At 71.4% G+C, this 16645-nt stretch carries 13 protein-coding genes; 8 read left to right on the top strand and 5 right to left on the bottom strand.

The annotated features are described in order from the left end of the window. Nucleotides 1–178: 178 nt before the first annotated feature. Nucleotides 179–976: a carbon-nitrogen family hydrolase gene (locus ACFVS9_RS10160; protein ID WP_383113170.1), complete on the top strand. Its 798-nt coding sequence runs from the start codon at nucleotides 179–181 to the stop codon at nucleotides 974–976. A gap of 97 nt (nucleotides 977–1073) precedes the next feature. Here ACFVS9_RS10160 and ACFVS9_RS10155 read toward each other — a convergent pair whose 3' ends face one another. After that, entirely contained in the window at nucleotides 1074–1580 is a 507-nt protein-coding gene (locus tag ACFVS9_RS10155; protein WP_389931325.1) for an LURP-one-related/scramblase family protein, read from the bottom strand. Nucleotides 1581–1644: 64 nt separating this feature from the next. Here ACFVS9_RS10155 and ACFVS9_RS10150 point away from each other — a divergent pair, with 64 nt between their 5' ends. Further along, the gene (locus ACFVS9_RS10150) at nucleotides 1645–3474 is read left to right on the top strand and encodes an NHL domain-containing thioredoxin family protein (RefSeq protein ID WP_389931323.1); all 1830 of its coding nucleotides are present in this window, start codon (nucleotides 1645–1647) and stop codon (nucleotides 3472–3474) included. Nucleotides 3475–3607: 133 nt separating this feature from the next. Here ACFVS9_RS10150 and ACFVS9_RS10145 read toward each other — a convergent pair whose 3' ends face one another. The 3 genes from ACFVS9_RS10145 to ACFVS9_RS10135 form a co-directional block, all read right to left on the bottom strand. Continuing rightward, nucleotides 3608–3829 carry a DUF6458 family protein gene (locus ACFVS9_RS10145; protein WP_383113173.1) on the bottom strand — a complete coding sequence of 74 codons (222 nt, stop codon included), beginning with the start codon at nucleotides 3827–3829 and terminating at the stop codon, nucleotides 3608–3610. 104 nt (nucleotides 3830–3933) lie between these two features. Continuing rightward, nucleotides 3934–5232: a M18 family aminopeptidase gene (locus ACFVS9_RS10140; RefSeq protein WP_383113174.1), complete on the bottom strand. Its 1299-nt coding sequence runs from the start codon at nucleotides 5230–5232 to the stop codon at nucleotides 3934–3936. A 150-nt stretch (nucleotides 5233–5382) separates the two neighbouring features. Next, nucleotides 5383–7209 (bottom strand): acyl-CoA dehydrogenase, encoded by a 1827-nt coding sequence (locus ACFVS9_RS10135; RefSeq protein WP_383113175.1) that lies wholly within the window; start codon nucleotides 7207–7209, stop codon nucleotides 5383–5385. A 171-nt stretch (nucleotides 7210–7380) separates the two neighbouring features. Here ACFVS9_RS10135 and ACFVS9_RS10130 point away from each other — a divergent pair, with 171 nt between their 5' ends. The 3 genes from ACFVS9_RS10130 to ACFVS9_RS10120 all read left to right on the top strand — a co-directional run bounded on the left by ACFVS9_RS10130 (nucleotide 7381) and on the right by ACFVS9_RS10120 (nucleotide 10379). After that, the gene (locus ACFVS9_RS10130) at nucleotides 7381–7821 is read left to right on the top strand and encodes an SseB family protein (protein ID WP_383113176.1); all 441 of its coding nucleotides are present in this window, start codon (nucleotides 7381–7383) and stop codon (nucleotides 7819–7821) included. Nucleotides 7822–7975: 154 nt separating this feature from the next. Then, nucleotides 7976–8932 carry a pirin family protein gene (locus tag ACFVS9_RS10125; protein WP_383113177.1) on the top strand — a complete coding sequence of 319 codons (957 nt, stop codon included), beginning with the start codon at nucleotides 7976–7978 and terminating at the stop codon, nucleotides 8930–8932. Between the two features lie 370 nt (nucleotides 8933–9302). Beyond that, on the top strand, nucleotides 9303–10379 hold the full coding sequence (locus ACFVS9_RS10120) for an AI-2E family transporter (RefSeq protein ID WP_389931321.1): 1077 nt from the start codon (nucleotides 9303–9305) through the stop codon (nucleotides 10377–10379). Here the strand turns inward: ACFVS9_RS10120 and ACFVS9_RS10115 are convergent. Beyond that, a complete protein-coding gene (locus ACFVS9_RS10115; protein ID WP_389931319.1) occupies nucleotides 10374–12494 on the bottom strand; it encodes a SpoIIE family protein phosphatase in 2121 nt (706 codons plus the stop codon). The genes ACFVS9_RS10120 and ACFVS9_RS10115 overlap by 6 nt on opposite strands. Before the next feature lie 185 nt (nucleotides 12495–12679). Between ACFVS9_RS10115 and aspS the strand changes: the two genes are divergently transcribed. From aspS to ACFVS9_RS10100, 3 genes are all read left to right on the top strand, one after another. Beyond that, the gene (aspS, locus tag ACFVS9_RS10110) at nucleotides 12680–14497 is read left to right on the top strand and encodes an aspartate--tRNA ligase (protein ID WP_383113180.1); all 1818 of its coding nucleotides are present in this window, start codon (nucleotides 12680–12682) and stop codon (nucleotides 14495–14497) included. A 155-nt stretch (nucleotides 14498–14652) separates the two neighbouring features. After that, entirely contained in the window at nucleotides 14653–15573 is a 921-nt protein-coding gene (locus ACFVS9_RS10105; RefSeq protein ID WP_389931318.1) for an intradiol ring-cleavage dioxygenase, read from the top strand. Nucleotides 15574–15805: 232 nt separating this feature from the next. After that, nucleotides 15806–16567 carry a hypothetical protein gene (locus tag ACFVS9_RS10100; protein WP_389931316.1) on the top strand — a complete coding sequence of 254 codons (762 nt, stop codon included), beginning with the start codon at nucleotides 15806–15808 and terminating at the stop codon, nucleotides 16565–16567. Nucleotides 16568–16645: the final 78 nt, after the last annotated feature.

Here is a 16645-nt window from a genome sequence, read left to right as displayed (position 1 = left end):
GCGGTGCATGGGCTGGCGAGCAGGGGTGCCGACGACTCTGCCGGCACCGACGGTGCTGTCTGCGGGCTGCGTGGGAGGTTCGCTCGCTAAGTTACGCTGCGAGCAGGCACCCCGGCAGTGCTTTCGTGTGACGATCGTAGGCCCGCGTTGACGGCTTCCATGCCAGGACGGTGGTAGTGTGCACGCCTCCCTCATCCAGATTGCAGTAAACCCGGATGAATCGGTCAATTCCCGTAGAGAGCGCGCGGCTTCACTGGTCGTGGCCCAGCGGGGGGCGGACCTGGTCGTCCTTCCCGAGCTCTGGCCGGTGGGTGCCTTCGACTACACCGCGTTCGCCGGGGAGGCCGAACCGCTGGACGGGCCGACGCACGCCGTCATGGCGAAGGCCGCCGCCGAGGCCGGTGTCTGGCTGCACGCGGGGTCCTTCGTCGAGCGTGCCGGGGACGGCACCCTGTACAACACCTCGCTGGTGTTCTCGCCCGAGGGCGAGCGGGCCGCCGCCTACCGCAAGATCCACCGCTTCGGCTTCGACCAGGGCGAGGCCGTGCTGATGGGGGCCGGTGAGGAGCTGGTCACCGTCGCTCTGCCCGAGACCGTCCTCGGTCTCGCCACCTGCTACGACCTGCGCTTCCCCGAGCAGTTCCGGGGGCTCGTCGACGCAGGGGCCGAGACCATGGTCGTCGCGGCCGGCTGGCCGGAGCGCCGGCGCGCGCACTGGACGCTGCTGGCGCAGGCCCGCGCCGTCGAGAACCAGGCGTTTGTCCTGGCGGTCGGATCGTCGGGCACCCACGCGGGGGTCGAGCAGGCGGGCCACAGCATCGTCGTCGACCCCTGGGGCGAGGTGCTCGCCGAGGCGGGCGCCGACGAGGAAGTGCTGACCGTCGAGTTCGACCCGGCCAGGGCCACCGCCACCCGGGAGCAGTTCCCGGCCCTCAAGGACCGCCGCCTGGGCCTCGCCCCGCGCCGGCTGGCCTGACGCATACATACAGGCACCGATGGCCCTGTTTCACGTGAAACAGGGCCATCGGAGCGAACAGGGCCGACACCGCCGCCGGGACGGGCCGCCCTGCCCGTCAGTCCTCGTCGTGGTCCTTGTCACGCTCCTTGTCCGCGAGGACGATCACACACACCGCGACCGCGACGAGCAGGGGCACGTCGGCGTCCTCCCGCACGATGTCGATCCCGTAGGTGTCGCGGATCGTCAGCCAGCGCCGGGAGATCTGGGCGAGCAGTTCGCCGTCGTAGTCGACGGCGAACTCGCGGTCCAGGATCTTGCCGCTGACGTCCAGCTCGGTGCCGTCCACCAGGCTGACCCGGTAGTGGTTGCGCAGCAGTGAGAGCCGCTTCCGCCTGACCTTGGCGAGTTCGTCGCCGTCGCGCTCGATGAGCATGGTGTCGCGGATGCTGATCAGCTTCTGGCGGATCTCCACCAGTACCTGGCCGTTGGTGTCCTTCAGCTCGAAGGTGTCACGCAGCCGCATGGCCTTGCCGTCGACGAGGAAGAGCTTGTGCCCGTCCGCGTCCTCGATCCAGTAGTCGTCGCCGATGCCGAACACGCGCTCACGTACGAGAAGTCTCATGGATCACAGGTTCCCCGACGCCTCGCCGGAATGCGCGCAGGCCGCGGTGCTGTTGACTGTTGTCATGACAGCACGTGCACGTGTCCGCGCCCCCGAACTGATCGGCAAGGGCGGCTGGCTCAATACAGGCGACCGGCAGTACACCCTTGCTGACCTGCGGGGACGCATCGTCATCCTGGATTTCTGGACCTTCTGCTGTGTGAACTGCCTGCATGTGCTCGACGAGCTCCGCGAGCTGGAGGAGAAGCACCGCGACACCGTGGTGATCATCGGTGTCCACTCGCCGAAGTTCGTGCACGAGGCGGAGCACCAGGCCGTGGTCGACGCCGTCGAGCGGTACGAGGTGCACCACCCCGTCCTCGACGACCCCGAGCTCGCCACCTGGAAGCAGTACGCCGTGCGGGCCTGGCCCACGCTCGTCGTCGTGGACCCCGAGGGCTACGTCGTGGCCCAGCACGCCGGTGAGGGCCACGCGCACGCCATCGCGAAGCTGGTCGAGGAGCTGGAGGCCGAGCACGCGGCGAAGGGCACCCTGCGGCGCGGCGACGGTCCCTACGTCGCCCCGGAGCCGGTCGCCACGCATCTGCGGTTCCCGGGCAAGGCGCTCGCCCTGCCCGACGGCGGCTTCCTGGTCTCGGACACCACCCGGCACCGCCTGGTCGAGCTGGAGGCCGACGGTGAGACCGTGCGGGGCCACTTCGGCGCCGGTGAGCGCGGCTTCGCGGACGGCGGGCCGGAGGAGGCCCGGTTCAGCGAGCCGCAGGGCCTCGCCGTGCTGCCCGACGGCCGGATCGCCGTCGCGGACACCGTCAACCACGCGATCAGGGCGCTCGACCTCACGACGGGCGTGACGAGCACGCTCGCCGGCACCGGTCGCCAGTGGTGGCAGGGCTCGGCGACCAGCGGCCCGGCCACGGAGGTGGACCTTTCGTCGCCGTGGGACATCGCCTGGTTCGGCGGCCGTCTGTGGATCGCGATGGCCGGGGTGCACCAGCTGTGGACGTACGACCCCGGTGAGGGCACGGTCCGGGTCGCCGCGGGTACGACCAACGAGGGGCTGGTCGACGGGCCCGGGGGCGAGGCGTGGTTCGCGCAGCCGTCGGGCCTGGCCGCCGCCGGCGACCGTCTCTGGGTCGCCGACTCCGAGACCTCCGCGCTGCGCTGGGTGGACCTGGAGGGCGCCGTGCACACGGCCGTCGGTACGGGCCTCTTCGACTTCGGGCACCGCGACGGCCCCGCCGGTCAGGCGCTCCTCCAGCATCCGCTGGGCGTCACGGCGCTTCCGGACGGCTCGGTCGCCGTGAGCGACACCTACAACCACGCGCTGCGGCGGTACGACCCGGAGAGCGGCGAGGTCACCACGCTGGCCACGGATCTGCGGGAGCCGAGCGACGCGGTGCTGGCCGACGGTGACCTGGTCGTCGTCGAGTCCGCACGGCACCGGCTGACCCGGCTGAGGCTTCCCGAGGAGGCCGTGCGGGTCGCGGACCGGGCCCACCGGACCCAGCGGGCGGCCACCGAGGTCGCCGCCGGAACGCTGCGGCTGGACGTGGTCTTCCAGGCCCCCGCCGGGCAGAAGCTGGACACCCGGTACGGCCCCTCCACCCGGCTGCTGGTCTCCTCGACCCCGCCGGACCTGCTGGCCGAGGGGGCGGGCCCGGGCAGTGATCTGAGCCGTGACCTGGTCCTGGCCGACGGCGTCACCGAGGGCGTCCTGCACGTCTCGGCGATGGCTGCGTCCTGCGACGACGACCCGGCCAACGAGTACCCGGCCTGCCATGTGCACCAGCAGGACTGGGGTGTGCCCGTGAGCGTCACCGCCTCGGGGGTGTCCAGGCTCCCGCTGGTGCTGGCGGGCATGGACGACCAGGGCCGACAGGACGACCGGGGCTGAGGGCCCCGCTCCCGCGGCACCGTCCCGGGTGGCCGGCACCCGTGCCGGCCACCGGCCGCCGGGGCCGTGAACGGGCCGCGTCGTCCGGCGGGCCGGGGCGGCGGCGCCCAGCGGCGCTGCCCGCCCGGGCACGTCAGTGGTAGTGGCGCTCGTCCTCCGAGACGACGGTGGTGGTGGGCGGCACGACCATGCGGCGACGGCGCGCGATGCTCACGTAGACGAAGACCCCGACGAGGCCGACGAGCATCATGATCCAGCCGACCAGGTCGACGTTGACGGTGTCCATCTCCCAGTCCGTGGCGAACGCCAGGATCGCCCCGCCACCGATCAGGAGAATGCATCCTCCGAGTCCCATGATTTCCGCCTCCTCGACGGCCCGGTGAATCCGGGCCGGTGTACGGATCGCGTACCCGGCCCGGCAACAAGCATGTCCGCCGGGGAGGTTGGGACGGCGGAGGGTCAGCCCGCGAGGAACGCGGCCAGCGCGTTGGCCAGGAGGTACGGGTCGTCGGCGCCGCAGAGTTCGCGCGCGCTGTGCATCGACAGGATCGCCACACCGATGTCCACGGTCCGGATGCCGTGGCGTGCCGCGGTGATGGGGCCGATCGTGGTGCCGCACGGCATCGAGTTGTTGGAGACGAACGTCTGCCAGGGCACGCCCGCCTTCTCGCAGGCCGCGGCGAACACGGCGCGGCCGCCGCCGTCGGTCGCGTAGCGCATGTTGACGTTGACCTTGAGGATCGGCCCGCCGTTGGCCACCGGGTGGTGCGTCGGGTCGTGCCGCTCGGCGTAGTTGGGGTGCACGGCGTGGCCGGTGTCCGAGGACAGGCAGACGGTGCCGGCGAAGGCCCGGGCGCGGTCCTCGTACGAGCCTCCGCGGGCGAACACGGAGCGCTCCAGGACCGTGCCGAGCAGCGGTCCGTCCGCGCCCGTGTCGGACTGGGAGCCGTTCTCCTCGTGGTCGAAGGCGGCCAGTACGGGGATGTACGGGATCTCGCCGTCCGGCTGCGCGGCCACGGCGGCCAGCGCGGCGGTCCCGGCGTGCACCGAGAGCAGGTTGTCCATGCGCGGGCCCGCGAGCAGCTCACGGTCCCGGCCCAGGTAGGCCGGCGGCTCGACGGGGTGCGGCATGAGGTCCCAGCCGGTGATCTCCTCGGGGTCGACGCCCGCCTCCTCGGCGACGAAGCGGATGAGGTCGCCCTCCTCGACCTCACCCAGCCCCCAGATCGGCTGCATGTGCTTCTGGCGGTCGAGCTTGAGCCCCTCGGGGTTGGCGGACCGGTCCAGGTGCACGGCCAGCTGGGGGACGCGCAGGACGGGGCGGGCGATGTCGACCAGCCGGTGCGTGCCGTCGCGCAGCGAGACGCGCCCGGCCAGGCCCAGGTCCCGGTCGAGCCAGGTGTTCAGGAGCGTCCCGCCGTAGACCTCGACGGCGACCTGGCGCCAGCCGTGCGCGCCCGTGTCGGGCAGGGGCTTGACCCGCAGGTTGGGGGAGTCCGTGTGGGCCCCCACGATCCGGAACGGGGTGTGGGCGTCCGCACCCTCCGGCACGTACCAGGCGACGATCGCACCGCCCCGCAGGACGTACTTCCCGCCCGTGGAGCCGTCCCACGCGTCCGTCTCCTCGACCTGCCGGAAACCGGCCTTCTCCAGCCGCGCGGCAGCGGTGGCCACGGCGTGGTACGGGGAGGGGCTGGCCATCAGGAAGGCCATCAGATCGTCGGTGTGCCCGCGGTCGAAGCGGAGGGAAGTGCTCATGTTCTTCACTTTAACGACGAGTGACGCGCACCCCCCACGGTGGACGGCCGCCCCCGGCGGACCGTGTCCGGAAAGTTGCCCCCGGGCAGGACACCGCCGCCGCCCGGAGGGATCCGGACGGCGGCGGTGGCGGAGCGGCTCGGGCGAGGACTAGAACGCGGCCTCGTCCAGCTCCATCAGCGAGTTGTCGACGGCCTCGGCCAGCGCACGCTCGCCGGAGACGCCCGGCAGGATGTTCGCGGCGAAGAACTTCGCGGCGGCGATCTTGCCCTGGTAGAAGGCGGTGTCCCTGGCGGAGGCGTCGCGCAGCTTCTCGGAGGCCACCACGGCGCCCTTGAGCAGCAGGTATCCGACGACGACATCGCCGGACGCCATCAGGAGGCGGGTGGTGTTGAGGCCGACCTTGTAGATGTTCTTGACGTCCTCGCCGGTCGCGGTGAGGTCGGTGATCATCGTGCCGACGATCGCCTCCAGGTCCACCGCGGCCTTGGCGAGGTTGTCCAGCGAGCCGGACAGTTCCCCGTCGCCCTGGGCACCCGCGAGGAACTTCTTGATCTCCTCGGAGAGGGCGTTCAGCGAGGCGCCCTGGTCGCGGACGATCTTCCGGAAGAAGAAGTCCTGGCCCTGGATCGCCGTCGTGCCCTCGTACAGGGTGTCGATCTTGGCGTCACGGATGTACTGCTCGACCGGGTACTCCTGGAGGTAACCGGAGCCGCCGAATGTCTGGAGCGACTGCGCGAGCTGCTCGTAGGACTTCTCGGAGCCGTAGCCCTTCACGATCGGGAGCAGCAGGTCGTTGAGGCCGTTGAGCGCCTTGGCGTCCTCGCCCGCGGCCTCCTTGACCTGGATCGCGTCCTGGACGGAGGCGGTGTACAGCACGAGGGAGCGCATGCCCTCGGCGTACGCCTTCTGCGTCATGAGGGAGCGGCGCACGTCGGGGTGGTGCGTGATGGTGACCTTGGGGGCCGTCTTGTCCATGAACTGCGACAGGTCGGTGCCCTGGACGCGCTCCTTGGCGTATTCCAGTGCGTTGAGGTAGCCCGTCGAGAGGGCCGCGATGGCCTTCGTGCCGACCATCATGCGGGCGAACTCGATGATGCGGAACATCTGGCGGATGCCGTCGTGCTTGTCGCCGATCAGCCAGCCCTTGGCGGGGTGCTGGTCGCCGAAGGTCATCTCGCAGGTGTTCGAGGCCTTGAGGCCCATCTTGTGCTCGACGTTCGTCGCGTACACGCCGTTGCGCTCACCGAGCTCACCGGTGGTCCAGTCGAAGTGGAACTTCGGGACCAGGAAGAGGGAGAGCCCCTTGGTGCCCGGGCCCGCGCCCTCGGGGCGTGCCAGGACGTAGTGGAGGATGTTCTCGGACATGTCGTGCTCGCCCGAGGTGATGAAGCGCTTCACACCCTCGATGTGCCAGGAGCCGTCCTCCTGCTCGACCGCCTTGGTGCGCCCGGCGCCCACGTCCGAACCGGCGTCCGGCTCGGTGAGCACCATCGTCGAGCCCCACTGCCGCTCGACGGCGATCTCGGCGACCTTCTTCTGCGCCTCGTTGCCCTCGTCGAAGAGGATGCCGGCGAACGCGGGGCCGGAGGAGTACATCCAGACGGCCGGGTTGGAGCCGAGCAGGAGCTCCGCGTACCCCCAGATCAGGGAGCGCGGGGAGGTGGTGCCGCCGATCTCCTCGGGCAGACCCAGGCGCCAGTACTCGGAGTCCATGAACGACTGGTAGGACTTCTTGAAGGAGCCCGGGACGGGTGCCGTGTTCGTCTCGGGGTCGAAGACCGGCGGGTTGCGGTCGGCGTCGGCGTACGAGTCGGCGAGCTCGTTCTCGGCGAGGCGGGTGACCTCGTCCAGGATGCTCTTCGCGGTGTCGACGTCCATCTCCGCGAACGGACCGGTGCCGTACAGCTTGTCGCGCCCGAGGACCTCGAAGAGGTTGAACTCGATGTCGCGGAGATTCGACTTGTAGTGCCCCATGGGAAGGCTCCGTAATCAATAGCAGTGGCGCGCAGCGCCCCGTGGAGGAGTGTGGTTCGGGCGGCGGACGGCCGGGCGTGGGTCTCTCACCTGACCTCTACGATGATGCTACCCGCCAGTAATAAGACGCAACCCCTCAAGGCAGAGATGTGTCCGATTACTCTTTGCCGCATGTATGGCTACGACCAGAACCCGGGTGCACAGCAGCAGATGGGCGGCGGCTACGGCGAGCAGCCGTTGTACCCCGAGCCCTCTCCGCCGTCCCTGGCCGACGCGGTACGGGCCTTCACGACCGGTTCGATGTCCGCGGAGGACTTCCAGCAGATCTTCGCCACGGCCAAGGTCTACTGCCCGCGCGGCGACAACCCGGGGTTCCTGGCCCTCCACAACACCCAGCAGCCGGTGATCCCCATGTTCACCACGCTCAAGGAGCTGCGGAGCTACGCGGGCAAGGAGTCCAAGTACTTCGTGATCACCGGTGCCGAGGTGATCGACCTGCTGCCGACCGGCTACGGCTTCGTCCTGGACATGGAGGGCGACCACCGCATGGTCTTCGACGCCAAGGCGGTCGAGCAGATGGTGGACTTCGCGATGCGCCGTATGTACGGCTGACGGGCGCCCGTCAGTCCGAGGTGCCCTGAGGGCCCGCACCGTCCCTGGTGCGGGCCCTCAGGGCTGTCCGGGGCGCGGCGGGAATGAATGGCGCCTTGCAGGATGTTCACCGTTCAACTAAATTGGGATCAGAAGACTCCCGGAGGTGGCTCCCATGCCCGCAGTGACCGTCGAAAACCCGCTGACCCTGCCGAAGGTCGCCGTGCAGGCCGAGGCCGTGGCCCGTCCCGTGCTGACCGTCACGACCGCGCCGAGCGGTTTCGAGGGCGAGGGGTTCCCGGTGCGGCGCGCCTTCGCCGGGATCAACTACCGGCACCTCGACCCGTTCATCATGATGGACCAGATGGGTGAGGTGGAGTACGCCGCCGGCGAGCCGAAGGGCACGCCCTGGCACCCGCACCGCGGCTTCGAGACCGTCACGTACATCATCGACGGGAGCTTCATCCACCAGGACAGCAACGGTGGCGGCGGTGCCATCGAGAACGGTGACACCCAGTGGATGACGGCCGGGTCGGGCCTCCTCCACATCGAGACGCCGCCGGAGGCGCTCGTCATGTCCGGAGGCCTCTTCCACGGCCTCCAGCTCTGGGTGAACCTGCCCAGGTCCGACAAGATGATGGCGCCGCGCTACCAGGACATCCGCGGTGGCCAGGTCCAGCTCCTCGCCTCCCCGGACGGCGGCGCGCTGCTCCGCGTCATCGCCGGTGACCTCGACGGCCACCGGGGTCCGGGCATCACGCACACCCCGATCACGATGGTCCACGCGACCGTCCGGCCGGGTGCCGAGGTGACCCTCCCCTGGCGCGAGGACTTCAACGGCCTCGCGTACGTCCTCGCCGGGCGCGGCAGTGTCGGCGAGGAGCGCCGGCCCGTCCGCACCGGGCAGACCGCGGTCTTCGGCAAGGGGTCCTCGCTGACCGTCCGTGCCGACGAGTCGCAGGACGGCAACACGCCGGACCTGGAGGTCGTGCTGCTCGGCGGACGTCCGATCCGTGAGCCGATGGCGCACTACGGGCCGTTCGTCATGAACACCCAGGACGAGCTCAAGCAGGCCTTCGAGGACTTCCAGAAGGGCCGCCTGGGCACCGTCCCCGCCGTGCACGGGATGTGACCCGGCCCGGCGGCCGGCCACGGGATCCGTCCCGCGCCGGCCGCCGGACACCGTGCCGCGCCGGACACCGTGCCGCGCCGGACACCGTGCCGGGCCCGGCGGCGCGCACCGCCGGGCGCGGCGCGGGTGTGCCTTCCGTCAACCGCACCGCGCGCTCGTACGCCCCCTGCGCGCGGGACGGGAGACCCCGCCGGGCGCGGGCCGTGCCGGACGGCCGGAGCGTCGACGGCGGTGACGGACCGTCGGGTTCCGCCGGCGTCTCCCTTCCCCGTCCCGGCATGTGACGGAACGTCCGGTGCGGCTCCCGGCCGCGTCACCCGTACGCCCGTGCGGAAGGGACAGCGCCCCCGGCCCGTGGTCGGGTGGGGAGGTGCCTACCCGGAAGTCCCTCCTGCCCGATGTCGCGTGGCGGACGGCCGCCTGGTGCGGCGTCCTGCTCCTGGTCGCCGGTGTCGCGGCAGTGGTCGTCTGGCTGAGCGTCGCGCTCAAGACGGCGGTCACCCCGGTCCTGCTGGCCCTGCTCGGCACGGCGCTCCTCGGCCCGGTGCAGCGCTGGCTGACCGCCCACAAGGTGAACCGGTCGGTGGCGGCCGGACTCACCTGCGCCACGCTCGTCGCGGTGGTCGGGGGCGCCGGGTACATCGTCGTCACCGCGCTCGTCGACAGCGGCTCCCAGATCGTGGACTCGCTGAAGGCCGCCGCGCAGTGGGTCATCGACCACTTCCAGATCGAGGGCGTCGCCAACGTGGACGACCTCGCGAACAACGCGAAGAGCCTCGTCGGGAAGTTCGGTGCGAGCGCGGCGGGCGGACTGCTCAGCGGAATCAGCATCATCGGGTCGCTCGTGGCCACCAGCGTCCTGGCGCTCCTGCTGACCTTCTTCTTCCTCCGTGACGCGGACCGTGCCGCGAAGCTCGCCCACAGCGTCGCCCCGCGCGGCACCGGCGACCTCGTGGAGGCCATGGGGCGCAGGGCCTTCGAGGCCGTCGAAGGGTTCATGCGCGGCACCACCTTCATCGCCCTGATCGACGCCGTGTGCATCACGGTGGGCCTGCTGATCCTCCGGGTGCCGGGTGCGGCGGGGCTCGGGGCGCTGGTGTTCGTCGGCGCGTACATCCCCTATCTGGGGGCCTTCATCTCCGGCGCCGTCGCCGTGCTCGTCGCTCTCGCGGACCGGGGCATCGTGATCGCGCTCTGGGCGCTCGGGGTGGTCCTCGCGGTGCAGGTGCTGGAGGGCCATGTGCTCCAGCCCGTCATCCAGAGCCGGACCGTGCAGATGCACCCGGCCATGATCATGATCGCGCTGACCGCGGGGGCGAGCGTCGCGGGGCTGCTGGGCATGCTGCTGGCGGTGCCGCTGTGCGCGGCGGCGTTCGGGGTGGCCGGCGAGCTGCGCAAGGGGTACGAGGAGCGCGGCGAGGGGCCCCCGGCACCCGGGGGCTCATGAACCGGCGGCGCCCAGCTCCACCGGTTCCGCCGACTCGTACAGCTCGAACCAGATCGACTTCCCCTCGCCCCGCGGATCCACCCCCCACGCGTCCGCGAGCATCTCCATCAGCACCAGCCCGCGCCCGCTGGACGCCATCTCCCCGGGGCGCCGCTTGTGCGGCAGCTCGTCGCTGGCGTCGGCCACCTCGACCCGCAGCCGCCGCTCCCCCCACTCGCCCGTCACCTCCGCCACGAGCAGCGCGTCGCCGTCCGTGTGGACGAGCACGTTCGTGGACATCTCGGAGACCATCAGCTCCGCGGAGTCGACCTGCTCCGCGTCGGCCCAGTCGTGCAGCAGCTCCCGCAGCTGCTGCCGGGCGGCGGCGACCCGCTCGGGCTCCGCCTGCGCGATGGTCATGGCCGAGCGCCGCCCCGGGGTCCTGCGCGTCCGCTCCCCGTCGCGGCGCAGCACCAGGACCGCGATGTCGTCCTCGCGACGGTCCGCCAGCGGCCCGGTCGTGTAGTGCGAGCCCGGGCCGTGCACGGTCTGCACGAGGGCGTCAGCGAGCTCCTCCAGGTCCTCCACGGGCTTCTCCAGGACCGGCTTGAGCCGGGTCCATCCGGTGGCCATGTCATGGCCGCCGGTCTCGATGAGCCCGTCCGTGCACAGCATGACCGTCTCGCCGTGCCCCAGGACGACACGGGTCGTCGGGTAGTCGGCGTCCTTCTCGACGCCCAGCGGCAGCCCTCCGGCGGTCTGCCGGATCACCGCGGTGCCGTCGACGCTGATCACCACGGGGTCCGGGTGGCCCGCCCGGGCGATGTCGAGGGTTCCGGTCCCGGGGTCGGCCTCCGCGTACAGACAGGTCGCGAAGCGCGTCGCGTCGGAGCGGTCCTCCCCGTCGGCGAGGCCGTACGTCTCCGTCAGCCCGGACAGGAAGCGCGAGGCCCGGGACAGCACGGCGTCGGGGCGGTGCCCCTCGGAGGCGTAGGCGCGCAGGGCGATCCGCAGCTGGCCCATCAGCCCGGCCGCCCGTACGTCGTGCCCCTGCACGTCTCCGATGACGAGGGCGATACGGCCGTTGGGGAGCGGGATCACGTCGTACCAGTCGCCGCCGACCTGGAGGCCGCCCCCCGTCGGGATGTAGCGTGCCGCCACCGTCAGACCGGGGACGTCGGGGCCGAGGGACGGCCTCATCGCCCTCTGGAGGCCCAGCGACAGCTCGCGCTCGGTCTCGGCGGCACCGGCGCGGGTCAGCGCCTGAGCGAGCATCCTGGCCACCGTCGAGAGCACGGCGCGCTCGTCCGGCGAGAAGGCCACGTTGTGCCGGAACCCCGCCATCCAGGCGCCCATCGTGTGCCCGGACGAGATGAGCGGCAGGAAGGCCCAGGACCGGCGTCCGAAGCCCCGGGCGAGGGGCCAGGTGGCGGGGAAGCGGCGGCGGTACTCAGCGGGCGACGCGAGGTAGATCGCCTGGCCGGTGCGCACGACCTCGGCGGCCGGGTAGTCGGTCTGGAGGGACATCTCCGTGAACGGCTTCTCGTCGCCGACGTTCTGTCCGTGGTGCCCGACGACCGTCAGCCGCTCGCCGGAGACCCCGAAGACGGCGAGCCCGTCCGGCGAGAAGCCGGGCATGGAGAGCGAACCGGCGACCCGCAGTACCTCCTCGGTGGACACGGCCTCGGCCAGCGCCCGCCCCGCGTCCAGCAGGAACGCCTCCCGCGCGCGCCGCCAGTCGCCCGTGAGCGGGGTCTGCGACGCGGCCGATCCGGGGGGCGGGACGACCTCCTGGAGGGTGCCCATCAGGACGTACGTGTGGCGGCCCGGGGTGTCCAGCGCGACCGGCTTGGACCGGCTGCGCACGGTGCGCACGACCGTGCCGTTCCCGTCCACGACGCGCATCCGGGCCTCGGCCACCGTGCCCTCGGCGATCGCGAAGTTCACGATGCCGTCGATCTCGTTCCAGTCGGCCGGGTGGAAGCGGGGGCGCACCTCGTCGCCGGGGCGGACGGTGGGTTCGGCGGGCAGCCCCATCAGCCGTGCCGCCTCGGCGTCGAGCGTGACCGTGCCCGCCGAGCTGTCCCAGCTCCACAGACCGGTCCCGATCGCGGCCAGGATCTCCTCGGTGCGCATTGCCCTACTTTAGGAAGATTGTCTTCCTGGTCGCCACCGAGGGACGAGCGCGGGCCCCCGGCCGCCGGAGGCCTCCGGGCGCGCCCCGTACGGCCGTGCGGCGACCATGCCCATGATGCGGTGCGTCCACGGGCGGTAGCCTGGGGTGTCATTCCACCCCGACCGCGAAGACTGGATGAACGACGATGCATCGGTACAGGTCCCACACCTGCGGCGAGCTCCGCGCCTCTGACGTCGGCACCGACGTCCGGCTGAGCGGCTGGCTGCACAATCGCCGAGACCTGGGCGGCATCCTCTTCATCGATCTGCGCGACCACTACGGTCTGGTGCAGCTCGTCGCCCGCCCCGGCACCGCCGGCAACGACGCCCTGGCGAAGCTGACCAAGGAGACCGTCGTCCGGATCGACGGCAAGGTCTCCGCGCGCGGCGCCGACAACGTCAACCCGGAGCTCCCGACCGGCGAGATCGAGATCGAGGTCACCGAGGTCGAGGTGCTGGGCGAGGCCGCTCCGCTGCCCTTCACCATCAACACTGAGGACGGCGTCAACGAGGAGCGGCGTCTGGAGTACCGCTTCCTCGACCTGCGCCGTGAGCGCATGCACCGCAACATCATGCTGCGCTCCTCCGTGATCGCCTCGATCCGGTCCAAGATGGTCGCCCTCGGCTTCAACGAGATGGCGACCCCGATCCTCACCGCGACCTCCCCCGAGGGCGCCCGTGACTTCGTGGTCCCGTCCCGGCTGAACCCGGGCAAGTTCTACGCGCTGCCCCAGGCGCCGCAGCAGTTCAAGCAGCTGCTGATGATCTCCGGCTTCGACCGCTACTTCCAGATCGCGCCGTGCTTCCGCGACGAGGACGCCCGCGCCGACCGCTCGCCGGGCGAGTTCTACCAGCTCGACGTCGAGATGTCGTTCGTGGAGCAGGAGGACATCTTCCGGCCGATCGAGAAGCTGATGACCGAGCTCTTCGAGGAGTTCGGCAACGGCCGCCACGTCACCTCGCCGTTCCCGCGGATCCCCTTCCGCGAGTCGATGCTGAAGTACGGCAACGACAAGCCGGACCTCCGGGCCAAGCTGGAGCTCGTCGACATCTCCGACGTGTTCGCCGACTCCGGGTTCAAGGCGTTCGCCGGCAAGCACGTGCGCGCCCTCCCGGTCCCGGACACCGCCGGCCAGTCCCGGAAGTTCTTCGACGGCCTCGGTGAGTACGCCGTCGAGCACGGCGCCAAGGGTCTCGCCTGGGTCCGGGTCGGCGAGGACGGCACCCTGGCCGGTCCGATCGCCAAGTTCCTCACGGAGACGGACGTCAAGACGCTCACCGAGCGCCTCTCCCTCGCCCCCGGCCACGCGGTCTTCTTCGGCGCCGGCGAGTTCGACGAGGTCTCCAAGATCATGTCCGCCGTCCGTGTCGAGGCCGCCAAGCGCGCCGGGCACTTCGAGGAGGGCGTCTTCCGGTTCTGCTGGGTCGTCGACTTCCCGATGTACGAGAAGGACGAGGAGACGGGCCGGATCGACTTCTCGCACAACCCCTTCTCGATGCCGCAGGGCGGCCTGGAGGACCTGGAGACGAAGGACCCGCTGGACATCCTCGCCTGGCAGTACGACATCGTCTGCAACGGCATCGAGCTGTCCTCCGGCGCGATCCGCAACCACGAGCCCGAGCTGATGATCAAGGCCTTCGAGATCGCCGGTTACGACCGCGAGACCGTCGAGCACGAGTTCGCGGGCATGCTCCGCGCCTTCCGCCTCGGCGCCCCGCCGCACGGTGGCATCGCCCCCGGCGTCGACCGCATCGTCATGCTGCTCGCCGACGAGCCCAACATCCGCGAGACGATCGCCTTCCCGCTCAACGGCAACGCCCAGGACCTGATGATGGGCGCCCCGACCGTCCTCGACGAGGCCCGGCTGCGCGAGCTGAACATCCAGCTCCGCAAGCCCGCCGCGACGGCCAAGGACAAGGCGGAGGCCAAGGACTCGGTCGCGAGGGACACCGGCGCGAAGTAGGCGTCGCTCGTTCCGCTCCGGTTCCACGTGAAACAGTCCCCGGCCGCCCGGCCGGGGACTGTTTCACGTCCGTGCGGCCCGCCGGCCACCGCCTCACAGGAACACACAGCCCGCACCCATGCTCCTGCCAGCCGGACTGCCTAGTCTCCCGGCTCATGACAGAGAATCAGGGACCCGCACACAAGAGGGACGTGACCCGGCGCCGGGTGATCCTGGCCGGTGGAGCGGTCGTGGCCGCGGCAGGGGTCGGAGCGGGGCTCGTCGCCACCGCCTCGGCCGACGAGGAGAGGACCGCGGCCTCCGGCACGGCGGCCGGTCAGGGCGAGACGTGCTACCGGCTGACCTCGGAGACCACCGAGGGCCCGTACTACATCGACGCGGACAAGATCCGGAAGGACATCACGGAGGACAAGGAGGGCATCCCGCTGACCCTCCGGCTGAAGGTGATCGACTCCGACACCTGCGAGCCGCTGAAGAAGGCGGCCGTCGACATCTGGCACTGCGACGCGCTGGGGATCTACTCCGGCTACGAGAGCATGAGCCAGGGCGGCCCCGGCGGCGGCACCCCGCCGAGCGGTGCGCCCACCGACGCGCCCACCGGCACTCCCACCGGGACGCCCCCCTCGGGCGGTCCGGGCGGGGGCGGCGGCGGGCACAGCGAGCCCACCGACGACGAGCGCTACCTGCGGGGCACCCAGCTCACCGACCGGCACGGGTACGTGGAGTTCACGACGGTCTTCCCCGGCTGGTACCAGGGCCGTGCCGTGCACATCCACACCAAGGTGCACGTCGGCGGGAAGATGACGGACGCCGGGTACGAGGGCGGCCACACCTGCCACACCGGCCAGTTCTTCTTCTCCGAGGCGGCGGTCCTGGACTCCGCGAAGGAGGAGCCGTACGCGACGAGCACCACCACCCGGACGACGCTGACCGAGGACACCATCTACGACCGGAGCGGTGTGACGGGCGGGCTGCTCAGGCTCTCGTACCGCAAGGGCGGGATGGCGCGCGGCGTGACGGGCTCGATCACCATGGGCGTCGATCCCGACGAGACCCACGACGGCACGGACCTCTAGAGCCGCCCGGGGCCGCGCCGGCCTCGGCGGAACCCTGCGCGAAGGGCCCGGAACCGCGACCGGCGGTGCCGGGCCCCGTGACTGCGTACGGGTGGACCGTGCGGAACTTTCCGGGCGGCGGGTACACGAACCGGGTACCTCCGGATGGCCCCGGTTCCGATTCGGCGCCGTCGGGCCCGGCAAGGACTGGCACGGGAAGTGCTCGTCCGCCCCCACCGAGGAGTTCCGCACCGTGTCCGTCCCGTGTCGCCCCCACGCCCTGCTCGTCGTCCTGTTCCTGCTGGTCGCCGGCTGTTCCGCCGGAGCGGGGCGGACCTCCGGTCCCGACGCGTCCAGCGGTGCCGCCGGCCCCGGCCCCGGGCCCGCGCCGGCCCGGACTGCGGAGCCGTTCCGCAGCCCGGCACAGATCCCGGACCTGGGTCCGATGACCCGGGCGCAGATCCCCGCCACCGCCCGGCAGGTCCTCGTCGTGACCGGGCAGGGCCCCGATTCCAACCGCTCGGCCGTCCTGCTCCACCAGCTTGACGACCCCGCTCTCGGCTGGAGACCCGGGGCGGGTCCCTGGCCCGCCCACAACGGCATGGAGGGCTGGACGGACCACCACCTGGCCAACGACCTCAGATCCCCCGTCGGCGTCTTCGGCCTCACCGACGCGGGCGGCCGGTTCCCCGACCCGGGTGCCCTGCTCCCGTACGACGAGGAGGCCCGCTTCGCGGTGAGCGGCGAGGGCTTCCTGGGGGAGCCCCTGGAGGGCTCCTTCGACTACGTCGTCGCCATCAACTACAACCGGACCCCCGGGACGAGCCCCCTGGACCGCACCCGGCCGCTCGGCGGGGAGCGGGGCGGCGGCATCTGGATCCACGTGGACCACGGCGGCCCCACGCAGGGCTGCGTCTCCCTGACCGAGGACCGGATGCGGGAGCTCCTGCTCACCCTGGACCCCGAGAAGCACCCCGTGATCGTGATGGGGGACGCCGCCTCACTGGCCCGGTGAGGGCGCGGGCGCCCCGGAGCGGGCCGTGCCTGACACGGCGGGAGCCCGGGCCCCGGACGAACCGGACCCGGGCTCCCG

Origin of the sequence: Streptomyces sp. NPDC058008 (assembly GCF_042886395.1) — a bacterium.
Classification (GTDB): Bacteria; Actinomycetota; Actinomycetes; order Streptomycetales; family Streptomycetaceae; genus Streptomyces.
Note: the sequence above shows the minus strand (reverse complement) of the source record. Positions and strands in the feature narration are given on the sequence as shown.

Bases quoted from the DNA above. Each gene is read 5' to 3' on its own strand.
- ACFVS9_RS10155 (WP_389931325.1), bottom strand. From the start codon at position 1,580: ATGAGACTTCTCGTACGTGAGCGCGTGTTCGGCATCGGCGACGACTAC.
- ACFVS9_RS10145 (WP_383113173.1), bottom strand. From the start codon at position 3,829: ATGGGACTCGGAGGATGCATTCTCCTGATCGGTGGCGGGGCGATCCTG.
- ACFVS9_RS10150 (WP_389931323.1), top strand. From the start codon at position 1,645: ATGACAGCACGTGCACGTGTCCGCGCCCCCGAACTGATCGGCAAGGGC.
- ACFVS9_RS10125 (WP_383113177.1), top strand. From the start codon at position 7,976: ATGCCCGCAGTGACCGTCGAAAACCCGCTGACCCTGCCGAAGGTCGCC.
- ACFVS9_RS10135 (WP_383113175.1), bottom strand. From the start codon at position 7,209: ATGGGGCACTACAAGTCGAATCTCCGCGACATCGAGTTCAACCTCTTC.
- aspS (WP_383113180.1), top strand. From the start codon at position 12,680: ATGCATCGGTACAGGTCCCACACCTGCGGCGAGCTCCGCGCCTCTGAC.
- ACFVS9_RS10115 (WP_389931319.1), bottom strand. From the start codon at position 12,494: ATGCGCACCGAGGAGATCCTGGCCGCGATCGGGACCGGTCTGTGGAGC.
- ACFVS9_RS10140 (WP_383113174.1), bottom strand. From the start codon at position 5,232: ATGAGCACTTCCCTCCGCTTCGACCGCGGGCACACCGACGATCTGATG.
- ACFVS9_RS10130 (WP_383113176.1), top strand. From the start codon at position 7,381: ATGTATGGCTACGACCAGAACCCGGGTGCACAGCAGCAGATGGGCGGC.
- ACFVS9_RS10105 (WP_389931318.1), top strand. From the start codon at position 14,653: ATGACAGAGAATCAGGGACCCGCACACAAGAGGGACGTGACCCGGCGC.